This is a genomic window from Faecalibacterium prausnitzii (assembly GCF_049532945.1).
GTDB lineage: Bacteria > Bacillota > Clostridia > Oscillospirales > Ruminococcaceae > Faecalibacterium > Faecalibacterium prausnitzii_N.
In genome coordinates, this window is record NZ_CP186691.1 from 859,319 (window position 1) to 873,495 (window position 14,177).

Below are 14,177 nucleotides of genomic sequence, written 5' to 3' on the forward strand. Positions count from 1 at the left end.
GAGGGAGTGGTTAGAAATTCGGGAACACCAGCCGGGAGGCAAGGATCACTGCAAAGCAGGCGATGCACACGGCAAGGTCGATATAATCCTGCTTTTCGCAGCGCAGCACCTTCAGGCGGGTGCGGCCGTCGCCGCCCCGGTAGCAGCGGCATTCCATGGCCATGGCCAGCTCGTCCGCGCGGCGGAAGGCCGAAATGAACAGCGGGATGAGCACCGGCACCAAGGCTTTTACCCGGTCGGTCATCTTGCCGGTGTCCAGCTGGGCACCGCGGGCCTTCTGGGCGTTCATAATTTTATCCGTCTCCTCAATGAGGGTGGGGATGAAGCGCAGGGCAATGCTCATCATCATCGCCAGCTCGTGCACCGGGAAGTGCAGTTTGCCCAAGGGCTTGAGCAGCTGCTCGATGGCATCCGTGAGCACGATGGGGCTGGTGGTGTAGGTGAGCAGGCTGGTGCCCGCGATGAGTGCCATGACGCGCACTGCCATCAGCACAGCATAGCGCACACCCTCGGCGTAGATCTTGAAGATCCAGAACTGCACCAGCGGTTCGCCCTCGCCTGACACAAAGAACAGGTTCAGCACAGCCGTAAAAAGGATGATGGGCAGGATGGGCTTCAGGCTTTTCAAGATCAGCTTGAAGGGGATCTTCGCCACGGCATACATCGCCACGAGGAAGAGGATGGACAGCGTCAGACCCAGCGGATTGGAAGCTGCAAACAGCAGCACGATATAGGCGATGGTCAGCACCAGCTTGAGCCGGGGGTCAAATTTGTGCACAAGGCTGCTGCCCGGAAAATGCTGGCCAATGGTGATATCTCTCAGCATTCGGACACGCCCCCTTTCCGGCTCTGCTCACGGGGCAGGACGAGGCTTTCGCCCGCATCCCGCCGCTGTTTGGCCTCCAGGATCATCTTGACCGCATAGGGGATGGTGTACACATCAGCGGGCACATCCACGCCCATCTCCCGCAGCTTGAGGAAGATCTTCGTCACCTGCGGCACGGAAAGCCCCAGCTCCAGCAGCTCCGGAGCGCGGGCAAACACTTTTTCCACGGTGTCGTACATGGCAATTTTCTTGTTGCTCATCACCAGAACGCGGTTGGCGTACTTGGCAATGTCCTCCATGCTGTGGGACACCAGCAGCACAGTGGTGCCGGTCTTTTTGTGGTACTCCTTCACCTCGCTGAGGATGTCGTCCCGTCCCTCCGGGTCAAGGCCCGCAGCAGGCTCGTCCAGCACCAGAATGCGGGGCTTCATGGCCATAACGCCCGCCACGGCCACCCGGCGCTTCTGGCCGCCGGAAAGCTCAAAGGGACTGCGCTCCAGCAGGGCCGGGTCAAGGCCCACGAAATCGGCGGCTTCATGCACGCGGCGGTCGATCTCGGCTTCGTCCAGACCCATGTTCTTGGGGCCGAACGCGATATCTTTATAACAGGTCTCCTCGAACAGCTGGTATTCCGGGTACTGGAACACCAGACCGGTGAGGAAGCGGAAGTCCCGGATCTTCTCCGGATCTTCCCACAGGTCGCGGCCATCGATATAAATTTTGCCGCTGGTAGGCTTGTTCAGGCCGTTCATGTGGGTGATGAGGGTGCTCTTGCCGGAGCCGGTGGCCCCGATGATGCCCACAAAGTCGCCCTCTTCCACCGTAAAGCTCACGTCGTCCAGCGCAGTGACCGCATTGGGCATGCCGGGGTTGTAGACGTAGCTCAGATGTTCTACTTTGATGATATCTGCCATTTGCGTCTGCCCCCCTTACTGCAAAAGCTCGTACAGAGCCTGTGCGCATTCGCCGGTGTCGATGATGCCCTCCGGCATCGGGATGCCGGCCTTCACCAGCTCGTCCCTCAGCTCTGCAGCCTGCGGCACATCCAGATGCAGGGAGCGCACCTTCTCGGTCTGGCTGAACACCTCTTTGGGGGTGCCCTCCATCACCACATGGCCCTTGCTCATCACCAGCACACGGTCTGCCTGCGCAGCTTCCTCCATGTAGTGGGTGATGGACACCACGGTGATGCCCATGTTCCTGTTCAGGTAGTGGATGGTCTGCATCACCTGCTCACGGCCCCGGGGGTCCAGCATGGCGGTGGCTTCGTCTAATATCAGGCAGTCCGGCCGCATGGCAACAACGCCTGCAATGGCAACGCGCTGCTTCTGGCCGCCGGAAAGGTTGTGGGGTGCGCGCTCGCGGTACTCATAGATGCCAGCCATCTTCATGGAGTCGTCCACGCGGCGGCGCATCTCTTCGGGCGGCACACCGAGGTTTTCCAGTGCAAAGGCAACGTCTTCCTCCACCACGGTGGCAACGATCTGATTGTCCGGGTTCTGGAACACCATGCCCACGGTCTGGCGGATATCATAGATCTTCTCTTCGTCTCTGGTATCCATCCCCTCCACCAGCACAGTGCCGCTCTCCGGCAGCAGGATGGCGTTGAAGTGCTTTGCCAGCGTGGACTTGCCGCAGCCGTTGGCACCCAGCACGGCCACGAATTCGCCGCGCTGGACCCCCACCGACACGCCGTTCAGGGCGTAGACCGGCTGCTCCGGGTCGTAGCGGAATTTCAGCGCATTCGCTGTCAGGATCGTCTCTTCCATTTGTGTTTCTCTTTCTGGTGGTGCGCCTTCTCAAAAGGCTGTACCCCATTCTATACGATATCTTTTTTGCAAAAAGGTGAGTCTTCGTACAACCTTTTATTCTTCCCAGATGGCGGTTGCGCCGCAGGGCACCACGCCGCCGGTGGCAGAGACCGGCAGGCCGATCTCGTCGCAGGAGGTCTCGCCGCCAAAGCGGGGCACCAGCGTGGTCTTGAGCATATATTCCATGACCGCCGGGGACAGGCCTGTGGTGTAGCTGTTCACCGCAAAAAACAGCGGTGTATCGCTCAGCACCTCTTCGCACTGGCTGATGAGGTCGTAGATGCAGTCCTCCAGCTTCCAGATTTCACCGCCGGGGCCGCGCCCGTAGCTGGGCGGGTCCATGATGATGCCGTCGTAGGTGTTGCCGCGGCGTTTTTCGCGGGCAACGAACTTGGCACAGTCGTCCACCAGCCAGCGGATGGGTCGGTCGGCAAGGCCGCTTGCCACGGCATTGTCCTTGCCCCACGCCACGATGCCCTTGGAGGCATCCACATGGCAGACGGTGGCACCTGCCGCCGCACAGGCCAGCGTGGCACCGCCGGTGTAGCCGAACAGGTTCAGCACCTTTACCGGGCGGCCTGCGGCACGGATCTTTTTGGCGTACCATGCCCAGTTGACAGCCTGCTCCGGGAACACGCCGGTGTGCTTGAAGCCGGTGGGGCTGACGATGAGGGTGAGCTTATCCTCGCCCTCGCCGCAGCTGATCTTCCACTTTTCGGGCAGACGGCGCTTGTACTCCCACTCGCCGCCGCCCTGATTGGAGCGGTGATAAACAGCATCTGCCTTTGCCCACAGGGGGCTCTGCTTGGGCGTTTTCCACACCACCTGCGGGTCCGGGCGGATGAGGATGGTCTCACCCCAGCGCTCCAGACGGTTGCCGTCGGTGGCATCCAGCAGTTCATAGTCTTTCCAGGTATCTGCAGGGCGCATAGCGTCCTCCTTTCCTCTTAAAACAGGCTCTGCTGGCCGTTGTCCTCCGGGGAGGCGCTCTCCGGGGCCTTCAGGCCCAGATGTTCGTAGGCCAGCCGCGTTGCGCAGCGGCCCCGGGGTGTCCGGGTCAGAAAGCCCATCTGCATCAGATACGGCTCACACAGGTCTTCCAGCGTGACGGATTCCTCGCCGAGGGCCGCCGCCAGCGTTTCCAGACCCACCGGGCCGCCGTTGTACATTTCAATGATCGCACGCAGCATACTGCGGTCCAGTTCGTCCAGACCCAGTGCGTCCACGTCCATCCGCTTGAGGCCCATCAGGGCCACATCCCGGTCAATGATGCCGTCGCCCAGCACGGTGGCAAAGTCGCGGATGCGCTTCAAAAAGCGGTTTGCCACGCGGGGCGTGCCGCGGCTGCGCTTGGCCAGCTCGTAAGCACCTTCCGGCGTGATGGGCTGGTCGAGGATGCCTGCCGAACGCTGGATGATCTTGCTCAGTTCATCCGGGCTGTACAGCTCCAGCTTGAGCAGCACGCCAAAGCGGTCGCGCAGGGGGCCGGTAATCTGGCCTGCACGGGTGGTGGCACCCACCAGCGTGAACCGCGGCAGGTTGATGCGGATGCTCTGGGCGCTGGGGCCTTTGCCGATCATGATATCCAGCGCATAGTCTTCCAGCGCCGGATACAGCACCTCTTCCACCTGACGGGACAGGCGGTGGATCTCGTCGATGAACAGTACATCGCCCTCCTGCAGATTGGTGAGCAGGGCAGCAAGGTCGCCGGGCTTTTCAATGGCCGGGCCGCTGGTAATACGGATCTGTACGCCCATTTCGTTGGCAATGATGCCTGCCAGTGTGGTCTTGCCAAGGCCCGGCGGGCCGTAGAGCAGGATGTGGTCCATCGGTTCGCCGCGCCGCTTGGCAGCTTCCAAGTAAATTTTCAGGTTCTGCTTGACCTTTTCCTGCCCGATATAGTCTTCCAGATGCTGCGGGCGGAGGTTGTTTTCCTCGCTGTCCGCCGCCGTCATGCCGGGCTGCATCATTTTTGCGCCGTACAGCGCAGTTTCGTCCTGCATTCTTTACCTCCTGCCTGCCATGCTGCGCAAGGCCAGTTTGATGATCTCTTCCACGGGCAATGCCGCGTCGATCTTGGAAACGGCAAGCGCTGCTTCGCTCTGGCTGTACCCCAGCGACACCAGCGCCGCAATGGCCTGACTGCTGCCCTGAGAAGCCTGTGTGTCGGCGGAAGCACCTGCCACATCCTCCAGCGAGATGCCGTCCACAAAGCCCTTGGCGACCTTATCCTTCAGCTCCAGCACGATGCGCTGTGCAAGCTTCGGCCCCACGCCGGAAGCCGCCTTGAACGCCTTGTGGTCCCCCGCCGAGATCGCCAGTGCCACGCGGTCCGGCTCCATCACACTCAGGATGGCAAGACCCACCTTAGGCCCCACGCCGGACACGGCGGTCAGCATCTCAAAGCAGGCCTGCTGCTGCTCGGTGGCAAAGCCGTAAAGGCTCACGTCGTTCTCGGTGACGCTCATCACGGTATAAATGGTGGCTTCCTTGCCCACGCCGGGCAAGGCCCCGGCCACGCTGGCCGGGCACTGGGCATAGTAGCCTACACCGCCGCAGCTGAGCACCACCGCGTTCATGCTTTTTTTGACGATTTTTCCTGTCAGACAGTAGATCATTTAAAGCCCTCTCAGTTTCTGTGTCGGCCAATTTTCCTCTGTTCAGTTCGCCCTTCGGGAGAGCTCCGGTGCCGCGCCGCTGCAGGCGGACGGAACCGGTGAGAGGGTCAGATCGGCCCGGCCACACGGCGGACAAAGCGGTTGAGCTGGTTGCCGTTGGTGTGGCAGAAGGTGATGGCCATTGCCAGTGCATCGGCGGTATCGTCCGGCTTTGGCACGGCGGGCAGATGCAGCAGCACGCGGGTCATCTCCTGCACCTGCTTTTTCACGGCCTTGCCGTAACCGGTAACAGCCTGCTTGACCTGCATGGGGGTGTACTCGTAGATGGGCAGGCCTGCCTGCGCTGCCGCCAGCAGGATCACGCCGCGGGCTTCTGCCACGCCGATGACCGTGGTCTGATTGTGCTGGTAGAACAGCTTTTCGATGGCAAGCACCTCGGGCCGGGTGCGCTCGATCACCTCTTTGATGCCTGCATACACCTCGTCCAGACGGCGCTCGAACGGCACGCCCGCGTCGGTGCACACCGCACCGAAGTCCACCGGCGCAAACCGGTTGCCTGCGTAATCCACCACGCCCCAGCCCACGATGGCGTAGCCGGGGTCGATGCCCAAAACTCTCATTCTGCGATACCTTTCCTATTATAATCAATCTATTATACCACAATCCATGGGCCAGAGCAACGGAGAACACAACCAGTTTGCGGAAATCCATTTTCTGTCAGGTCGCACAAGCACCCTGCCTGCTTATGGAAGAGTGCGCAAGAGGAATTTCTGCAACAAAAAGACATCTCCGTAGAGATGCCTTAGCTGGCCGTGTGGGCCGGATAGAGGAGAACACATATTCGCAGAATGCACGATGTTATGTGAGATGTGCTCCTTACACGTTGAGAAGGGCCTCATCATCCACGGTCATCTTGTCAATAGGGGATCCTGAAGTACTCCATGACAGATTTGAACTGATCTTGTGCGGTCAGGCAGGTATCCAGCAGGTACCCGCGTTCTGACTTCCACTCATGGAGACCGCGGTAGTAGAACATCTTGAGGTCATCCGTGATAATGAACGGCACGATGTTGTTCCGCAGACACTCTTTGAAGAGAAGAAGCCGCCCGACCCGTCCGTTTCCATCCTGAAACGGATGGATGGATTCAAAGGCATAGTGAAATTCCAACAGATCCTCCAAGTTTTTTTGAGAGGAGCTGCCGTATGCGGCTAAAAGTTCTTTCATCTGCGGGGCAACCAGTTCAGGGGCAGTGGTGCTTCTGCCGCCGACCTCGTTCGGGAGTTTTTTATATTCGCCAACAGCAAACCAGTCTTTGCGGGAATCGCTGGTGCCGCTTTTCAGTGTAAAGTGCAGCTTTTTGATCAGTGCTTCGCGGATGGGCTTCTTGGCATCCCGGATGATCAGATCAATGCACTTGAAATGATTGGCGGTTTCCACCACATCATCGACGTTGACGACACCATGTTCCATGCCGATGGTATTGGTTTCGTAGATATACCGCGTCTGGTCGTGGGTCAGACGGCTTCCCTCAATGTGGTTGGAATTGTAGGTGAGATCGATCTGAATTTTGTGGTAGATCCCGCCTTTCACGTGTCCGGTCATCTCGTCCTGCAAAATATCGAGCAGGGCGCGGGGCGCTTGCTGCTTTTTGTTGATGCGCTCTGGACGTTTTGCGTCCTGCGGAATGTTCCATGTCTTGCCGGTAAGAACTGCCCCCGGAATCTTGCCGGAAGCACAGTAGTTACGGACCGTGCGCTCGGAAAGATTCCATGCTTTTGCCGTATCAGCGACAGATTGATAGTTCATCTGAACACCTCCCATGAGATGATTATACCATTTTATCGGCAAGAAGGCAAATAGTGAACATCTGCGAATGTTCGAATTTGCCGATAAATATATAATGGACAAAGTTGGCGAATCGTCTTGCGTTTTCTTAGGAATCGATTCGGATGGTCCAGGTCTGAGTGGCGGCATCAAAAGAGCCAAGGTGGAACGAATTTTGCTCAAGTAAGGAAGCAGACAATGTATACTGGTTAGACAACGAAACCGTAAGAGGATAGGATGCGGGAATCGAATTGATAGAGTCAGCCATCATAGCAATGCCGTTTTCATCGGTATAAACAGGAAGAGAGTCGTAAAAATCAATCAGGGAACCATCCTGCATGTCAAGACGAAGTTCAGCGGAGACGTTTGCCAGCGGCTGATTTTGTGCATCAACAAGCCGGACCTTAGATTCGGGAGAATAATCCGAAGAAATGGGTTCCATGTTGAGTCCCCAGGTACATGGATCGGAAAGCTGATCCAACGAAGCATCAAGATGAAACGGATGGTCGGAGATAACGGAACGATATCCATCAGCAACGGCAGTGTAATAGTATGTACCAGAAGGAAGGTCGGAAAAGGTTACAGAATCTCCCAGAGAAATCTGGAAAGATTGAACACACTGCTTACTTTCATAGTTGAACAGAGAAATGGTAACAGATACTCGGCCAACCTGGTCCGCACCAAGATAAGAGTAGTTAAATAACGGGCTCTCCTTATGAGACAGAAGAAGGGCACCCATTGCATGTGTATAGAGGGTAAACTGATTTGCATGGAATGTCGGCATGTTTTCCAACTGCTGATTCGAGAATAGCCCCGAAGGTGTAGAAAATTCCGTGTCATAAATTTTATCGGACCAGGTGAGATAAAGTGTGACCGGGGCATCTTTCTTTTGGAAAGTTCCAGGCGCAGGCGACATAAAGAGCACTCGAAAACAAGAAGAAGATAAATTTGGGTCATTCTGGTATTGTTTTTGAGAATTCGAATCGATTTTAAGACGAGGGGAACTATATGGCAGTTTCTGACGAACCGTTTCGTAAGAATCTGCCATATAGGTGACAGTCGGGAGGCGGGTATAGGTCTGATTACAGTAATAGGTGTAACCTGTAACTGTTAAAAACAGAAGAAACACGACAGCGGCGAAGTGAGTGTTGTGCTTTGAATTGGAATTAATAGGGAAATAGTAAGAAACGATGGTTGAAACTCCGCCGATGATGCTCAATACAAGTTCATTCCAATTGTAAACAATCTCGGCAAAGTAAGGGTCGATGTAGCTTTCGAGAAAAGAATGTAAAAGCGTCAACATAAAATAAACCTCCGTATAACGTAGAAATAAGTGGATCGGAAGTGGATGGATAGATGATACTGCATCTTGAAAGAAATTCCAATGGCATAAATGAACGAAGATGGGACGCTTTCTTAGAGAAAATTAAGAGGGTCTGACGAAAAATAAAAAAACTTGAGAAAAGGGTTTCCAATTTTGAAGAAGCCCATTTTCACCCAAATCCCAAAAATCATACAAATCCTTCTTTATTTTGTCATAACTCTTCCGTATAATAGAAGATAGGGACTCTTTGGAAACACCCGTCCCAGGCTGTGGGACGATTTTTAAGAACGCTACATGGATACAGGAGGAACACTCATGGCCAACGAAAAGATCCTCGTTGTGGACGACGATACCAATATCTGCGAGCTGCTGCGGCTGTACCTGACCAAGGAGGGCTATCAGGTCACGGTGGCAAACGATGGCGAAGAAGGTCTGGAAAAGTTCAATCAGGTCAAGCCCGATATGGTGCTGCTGGACGTGATGATGCCCAAGATGGACGGTTTGGAAGTGTGCCGCCGCATCCGCAAGGCGGGCAACACCCCGGTGATGATGCTCACGGCCAAGGGCGAGACCTTTGATAAGGTGCTGGGCTTGGAGCTGGGTGCAGACGATTACATGGTAAAGCCCTTTGATGCCAAGGAAGTGGTGGCCCGCATCAAGGCGGTGCTGCGCCGCTGCCAGACCACCACGGCTGCTGCCGAGAGCACCGAGGGCGTGATCGAATTCGACAACCTGCGTCTGGACATGAACAGCTATGAGCTGCGGGTCAAGGGCAAGGTGGTGGAGGCTCCCCCCAAGGAGCTGGAACTGCTGAACTGTCTGGCCTCCCATCCGAACCGCGTCTACACCCGTGACCAGCTGCTGGACGAGGTGTGGGGCTTTGAGTATTACGGAGACAGCCGCACCATCGATGTGCATGTCAAGCGCCTGCGCGAGAAGCTGGCCGGTGCTTCCGACAAATGGGAGCTGAAGACCGTATGGGGCGTGGGCTATAAGTTCGAGGTGCGTCAGTAATGCGCAAAAGTATTTCCGTCACCTTCTTTTCGGTGGTGGCGACCCTTCTGGTGCTGGGCACGGCGGTGATGGGCTGCTCGGAGTGGGTCCTGTTCAACCGCTACTTTGCGCAGGAGCGGTACGAAGCGCTGGACAGCGTGGCCGAGGTCACCCGGCGGGCGGCAGACTACGTGGTCCAGCAGGCGGCCCTGCCCAAGGGCGAGGAATTGGACGCACTGAACACCAAGCTGGAGATCATCGGCGAGAGCGCAGAGGCCTATCTGTTCCTGACCGATGAGGACGGCCATGTCCTCATCACCTCCAACCCGGCGCAGCTGGCGGAGGATGCCGTGCCGCAAGCCCTGATGGCCAGGGTGGGGGATGAGAAGCCCTACCATGTCCTGAGCACGCTGGATGGCGTCCTGACCGAAAAAAGCTACGTTTCCGTGCGGAAAATGATGGACGACAACGGCGCTTGCAGCGGCTATCTCTTCCTGTGCTCGTCCGGTGCACGGCTGACCGATTTCAAGGAGGAGTTCTGGTCGAACTTCTTCTTCTCGGCCTGTATCATGCTGCTCTGCGCCAGTGTGCTGACAAGCGTCCTGATGCGCCAGCTCACCGACCCGCTGCAAAAGATCACCGAGGCCGCGCAGCGGTTCGGCGGAGGGGATCTCTCGGTCCGCGTCGAGGGGGTCGAGGGTGAAGGCGAGGTCGTGGACCTGGCCCACACCTTCAACCGCATGGCAGACAACATCCAGATGAACGACAACTCCCGCGGTCAGTTCATGGGCAACATTGCCCACGAGCTGCGCACCCCCATGACCACGATCAAGGGCTTTGTGGACGGCATTCTGGATGGCACCATCCCGCCGGATATGCAGAACCACTACCTGCAGCTGGTCAGTGAGGAAACGGGCCGTCTGGCACGGCTCATCCAGAACATGCTGGATCTTTCCAAGCTGGAAAGCGGCGAATATCAGGTGAATGCCCGGATGTTCAACATCTGGGAGACAATCACCGGCGTAGCGCTCTCGGCAGAGCAGCGCATCAACGACGGCATGATCGACATCGACGGCCTGACCATGGACGAAAAGGTGCTGGTCTACGCCGACCCCGACCTGATCCATCAGGTGGTGTATAACCTGCTGGACAACGCCATCAAGTTTACGCCTGCGGGCGGCACCATCCGCTTCGGGGTGGAAAAGCTTGGCCCGGAAGCCGAGATCTCCATCTGGAATTCCGGTCAGGGCATCAGCCCGGAGGCGCTGCCCTACGTGTTCCAGCGGTTCTACAAGGAGGACCGCTCCCGCGGCCTGCACGCCCGGGGCGCTGGCCTTGGCCTGAACATCTGCAAGGTGCTGGTGAACCTTTCCGGCGGGCAGATCCGGGTGGAGAGCCAGCAGGGCGAGTGGTGCCGGTTCGTGTTCACCCTGCCCACCTGCCCGCCCAACCCCGGCGAGATCAAGCGCCTGCCCGACGAAGCAGGCCGTCCGGTGCCGGTGGAAGACCCCGCCAGCATGAAGCCGGTCAACTGAATCCTGCACAGCCAGGCTGTTCCGTAGCGTGGAACGGCTTGGCTGTTTTTTGCATGATGGGGGCCGCAAAAGGGATTTTTGCGACTTTTCCGTGAAAAACACGGCTGCGGATTTGATTTTTTCTGCGTTTTCATGTAAACTAAGAATAGCTATGTCTACCCTGAATTCTGTCCCTGTACGGAGCACAAAAACAGGACGCATGGCAAAACTTTTTGAAAAAATAACGGAGAGTACAAACGAACATGACGATTGTAAGTCCTTCGATCCTTTCAGCCGATTTCACGAAGCTGGGTGCAGACTGCCGCATGGTGCTGGATGCCGGTGCACAGATGCTGCATTACGACGTAATGGACGGCCACTTTGTGCCCAACATCAGCTTTGGCGTGCCGGTGCTCAAGAGCCTGCACAAAAATCTGCCGGATGCCTTTTATGATGTGCACCTGATGATCAGCCATCCGCTGGCTTATGCCGAGCCGTTTGCAAAGGCGGGGGCCACGCTGCAGAATTTCCATCTGGAATGTGAGGACGACATCCAGCAGACCATCGACGCCATCAAGGCGCAGGGGTGCAAGGTGGGGCTGACCATCAAGCCCGGCACCGAGCCGCAGGCGCTGGCACCGTATCTTGACCAGCTGGATCTTGTGCTGGTGATGAGCGTGGAGCCCGGCTTCGGCGGACAGAAGTTCATGCCCTCGGCGCTGGACAAGCTGCGCTGGCTCAAGGCGGAGCGCGAAGCGCGCGGCGCACACTACCTGCTGGAAGTGGACGGCGGCGTGGACGACGCCACGGCTCCGCTCTGCGTGGAGGCCGGTGCGGACATTCTGGTGGCGGGCAGCGCCGTCTTTGGTGCGGCAGACCCGGCGGCGGCTGTGCGCCGTCTGGCTGCCCTGTGAGAGGTGCTGAGCCATGGATGAAACATTGATCCGGGCGCAGCAGCGGGAACTGACCCGGACGGGCCGCTACTACCGGCATGTCTGCTGGATGGCCGTCCCGCTGCTGTGCATGTCCTGCTACTTCTACGGGCTGCGGCCGCTGCTGCTCTGCGGCGCGGCGGTGATCGCCGGCAACCTGTGCGACCGTCTCGTTTCGCTGCTGCGCCGCCGCGTCTACCAGTCCAACGATTTTTCCAGCGAGAGCTTCGCACTCCTCATCGCGCTGCTCATGCCCGTCACGGTGGACTGGTACGTCCTCATCGCGGCGGTCCTGGCCGGTGTCTTCATCGGCAAGGAGATCTTTGGCGGCTACGGCAGCTACCCCTTCAACCCGGCTGCTGTGGGCTATGTGGTGGCGGCAGTGTCATGGCCGGAACAGGTGTTCCAGTACCCCCAGCCGTATACCGCCATCCCCCTGTGGGATGCGTCGGCTGTGCCGGTGTCGGATACCATCTCCCGGACCCTGCGCAGCGGCGGCATGCTGAACATCGGCTCGCTGGCGCTGGGTCTGGGCGAATATGCTGCTCCCATGGGCACTGGCGCTGCGCTGGTGATCCTTGCCTGCGGCCTGTTCCTGTGGTATCAGAAGGATACCCGCCTGAGCGCAGCCGTCAGCTTTCTGGTGACGAGCGCTCTCATCGCGTTTCTGTTCCCCCGGCAGGTGGGCCTGCTGGACACTTCCTTTGCGGCCAGCCTGCTCCCCCGTTTGCAGTGTGTGCGGGATGAGCTGCTGACTGGCGCGATCCTGTTCAGCGCGGTCTTTCTGCTGAACGAGCCCTATACCTGTGCCCATCACCGCATCGGCCGCATTTTGTACGGTGTGCTGGTGGGTGCCGCGACCATGGGCTTCCGCTACTATGGCGTGTATGAGACCGGTGTGTGCTTTGCGCTGCTGGCGGTCAACAGCATTTCCGGCTGGCTGGACCGCACCGAGACCCGCCTGTACCGTCTGCTGGGCTGGAAGGAGGATGCGGAATGAAACGTCACGTTGCAGAAATGATCACCCGCGACCCCGAAAAGTTCGCACACCATGACCGCATCTTCAAAAACAACCCGGTGGTCATGCAGGGCATGGGCCTTGCCCCGCTGGTGGTGCTTGCCACCAGCGGCCAGAATGCGGTGATGCTGGCGGTGGCGGTGGCGCTGCTGCTGGTGCCCTCCCGCGTGCTGGCCTGCCTGCTCAGCCGTCTGTGCCCCCTGCGGGACGAGCGCCCGGCCCCCGAAGAGCTGGAAAAGAAACTGCTGCCCCGCGCCTTTGTCTACAGCGGCAGCGCCGCCGTGGTGTATCTGGCGGTGTATCCCATCCTGAATATGCTGTTCAGCACCAGCCTGCTGAGCCTTGGCATCTACCTGCCCCTGCTCACGGTGGAGCCGCTGCTGACCTACCGCTTTGGCCGCGTGCAGGAGACGGTGCGCAAGGCTGTCTCCAAGGGCCTGCGCATCACGGTGGGCTATGCGCTGATCCTGCTGCTGTTGGGCTGTGTGCGCGAGTGGCTGGCCCTCGGCAGCGTGTTCGGCATCCCGCTCAGCCGCTCCGTCCTGCCCATGGCCGGGATGCCGGCAGGCGGCTTTATCGTGCTGGGTGTGCTGTGCGCCGTATGGCGTGCACTGGCCCGCAAGCGGCAGAAATACCTGAAAAATGAGGCGCGCGGCTATCTGGCCGTGCATCCGCAGGAGAACCGGAAGGAGGCAGAACAATGAGCGACGTGCTGCACCTGGTAGGCGTCTTCTTCAGCTATGCCGTTCTGGCCATCTTTGCCCAGAACGCCGTTTTCACCCGCAGCCTGGGCGTGTCCCGGCTGGTCCAGCTCGTCGGCGACGAGCGGACGAGCAGCTGGTGGTTTGCCCTGATGCTCTGCATCACGCAGGTGCTGGTGGCTCCGCTGGCCTATTTTGCGGGCAGTTTCATTGCCCCGCTGCCCAACCGCGCCCAGCTGCGCCCGGTGATGTACCTGACCTGCATCGCGGCGGTCTGCCTGTTTGAGCTGCTGGTCCTCAAGCTGGCAAAAGGCCCCCGCAGCGGCCAGCTCATCCGCATCTTGCCCGTGGCCGCCGTCAACAGCGGTGTGCTGGGCACAGTGCTGGTCGAGCGCACCCAGAGCTTCACGCTGGAACAATCCCTCGGCTTCGGCCTGGGCAGCGGCTTGGGCTATCTGCTGGCCGTCATGCTGGTGACGGAAGCACAGAACCGTCTGCGCAGCAAGGCCATCCCGGAAGCATTCCGCGGCCTGCCCATCACGCTGGTGTATATCGGCGTGCTGGCACTGGCGATCTATGGTTTCACCGGACATTCTGTGATCCTGTAAAAGACCC

Annotated in this window: 15 protein-coding genes; 6 read left to right on the forward strand and 9 right to left on the reverse strand. The window is 58.5% G+C overall.

Translation table 11 applies throughout. The features are described from left to right. Window positions 1-10 precede the first annotated feature (10 nt). From ACNQFG_RS04305 to ACNQFG_RS04345, 9 genes are all read right to left on the reverse strand, one after another. Entirely contained in the window at window positions 11-826 is an 816-nt protein-coding gene (locus ACNQFG_RS04305) for an energy-coupling factor transporter transmembrane component T family protein (protein ID WP_423406127.1), read from the reverse strand. Continuing rightward, complete coding sequence (locus ACNQFG_RS04310) at window positions 820-1,740, reverse strand: energy-coupling factor transporter ATPase (RefSeq protein WP_423406128.1); 921 nt, start codon at window positions 1,738-1,740, stop codon at window positions 820-822. The genes ACNQFG_RS04305 and ACNQFG_RS04310 overlap by 7 nt, the downstream gene beginning before the upstream one ends. 15 nt (window positions 1,741-1,755) lie before the next feature. Continuing rightward, window positions 1,756-2,595, reverse strand: coding sequence for an energy-coupling factor transporter ATPase (locus ACNQFG_RS04315; protein WP_423406129.1), 840 nt, complete (start codon window positions 2,593-2,595; stop codon window positions 1,756-1,758). Window positions 2,596-2,691: 96 nt separating this feature from the next. Continuing rightward, window positions 2,692-3,567, reverse strand: a complete 876-nt coding sequence (locus tag ACNQFG_RS04320; RefSeq protein ID WP_349935760.1) for a class I SAM-dependent methyltransferase — start codon at window positions 3,565-3,567, stop codon at window positions 2,692-2,694. A gap of 17 nt (window positions 3,568-3,584) precedes the next feature. Next, a complete protein-coding gene (gene ruvB / locus ACNQFG_RS04325; protein ID WP_423406130.1) occupies window positions 3,585-4,640 on the reverse strand; it encodes a Holliday junction branch migration DNA helicase RuvB in 1,056 nt (351 codons plus the stop codon). A 3-nt stretch (window positions 4,641-4,643) separates the two neighbouring features. Next, entirely contained in the window at window positions 4,644-5,255 is a 612-nt protein-coding gene (ruvA, locus tag ACNQFG_RS04330; protein ID WP_097774244.1) for a Holliday junction branch migration protein RuvA, read from the reverse strand. Window positions 5,256-5,362: 107 nt separating this feature from the next. Beyond that, window positions 5,363-5,875: a crossover junction endodeoxyribonuclease RuvC gene (gene ruvC / locus ACNQFG_RS04335; RefSeq protein WP_005943476.1), complete on the reverse strand. Its 513-nt coding sequence runs from the start codon at window positions 5,873-5,875 to the stop codon at window positions 5,363-5,365. Window positions 5,876-6,171: 296 nt separating this feature from the next. Beyond that, window positions 6,172-7,062 (reverse strand): Fic family protein, encoded by an 891-nt coding sequence (locus ACNQFG_RS04340; protein WP_097792969.1) that lies wholly within the window; start codon window positions 7,060-7,062, stop codon window positions 6,172-6,174. 127 nt (window positions 7,063-7,189) lie between these two features. Then, complete coding sequence (locus tag ACNQFG_RS04345; RefSeq protein ID WP_423406131.1) at window positions 7,190-8,383, reverse strand: hypothetical protein; 1,194 nt, start codon at window positions 8,381-8,383, stop codon at window positions 7,190-7,192. A gap of 336 nt (window positions 8,384-8,719) precedes the next feature. Here ACNQFG_RS04345 and ACNQFG_RS04350 point away from each other — a divergent pair, with 336 nt between their 5' ends. From ACNQFG_RS04350 to ACNQFG_RS04375, 6 genes are all read left to right on the forward strand, one after another. Beyond that, entirely contained in the window at window positions 8,720-9,418 is a 699-nt protein-coding gene (locus ACNQFG_RS04350) for a response regulator transcription factor (protein WP_005938284.1), read from the forward strand. After that, window positions 9,418-10,932: a HAMP domain-containing sensor histidine kinase gene (locus ACNQFG_RS04355; RefSeq protein ID WP_423406132.1), complete on the forward strand. Its 1,515-nt coding sequence runs from the start codon at window positions 9,418-9,420 to the stop codon at window positions 10,930-10,932. Before ACNQFG_RS04350 ends, ACNQFG_RS04355 begins: the two co-directional genes overlap by 1 nt. Window positions 10,933-11,174: 242 nt before the next feature. Further along, entirely contained in the window at window positions 11,175-11,825 is a 651-nt protein-coding gene (gene rpe / locus ACNQFG_RS04360; protein WP_423406133.1) for a ribulose-phosphate 3-epimerase, read from the forward strand. Between the two features lie 13 nt (window positions 11,826-11,838). Next, window positions 11,839-12,843 carry an RnfABCDGE type electron transport complex subunit D gene (locus ACNQFG_RS04365; RefSeq protein WP_423406134.1) on the forward strand — a complete coding sequence of 335 codons (1,005 nt, stop codon included), beginning with the start codon at window positions 11,839-11,841 and terminating at the stop codon, window positions 12,841-12,843. After that, window positions 12,840-13,565: an Rnf-Nqr domain containing protein gene (locus ACNQFG_RS04370; RefSeq protein WP_423406135.1), complete on the forward strand. Its 726-nt coding sequence runs from the start codon at window positions 12,840-12,842 to the stop codon at window positions 13,563-13,565. The genes ACNQFG_RS04365 and ACNQFG_RS04370 overlap by 4 nt, the downstream gene beginning before the upstream one ends. Then, entirely contained in the window at window positions 13,562-14,170 is a 609-nt protein-coding gene (locus ACNQFG_RS04375; protein ID WP_423406136.1) for an Rnf-Nqr domain containing protein, read from the forward strand. The genes ACNQFG_RS04370 and ACNQFG_RS04375 overlap by 4 nt, the downstream gene beginning before the upstream one ends. Window positions 14,171-14,177: the final 7 nt, after the last annotated feature.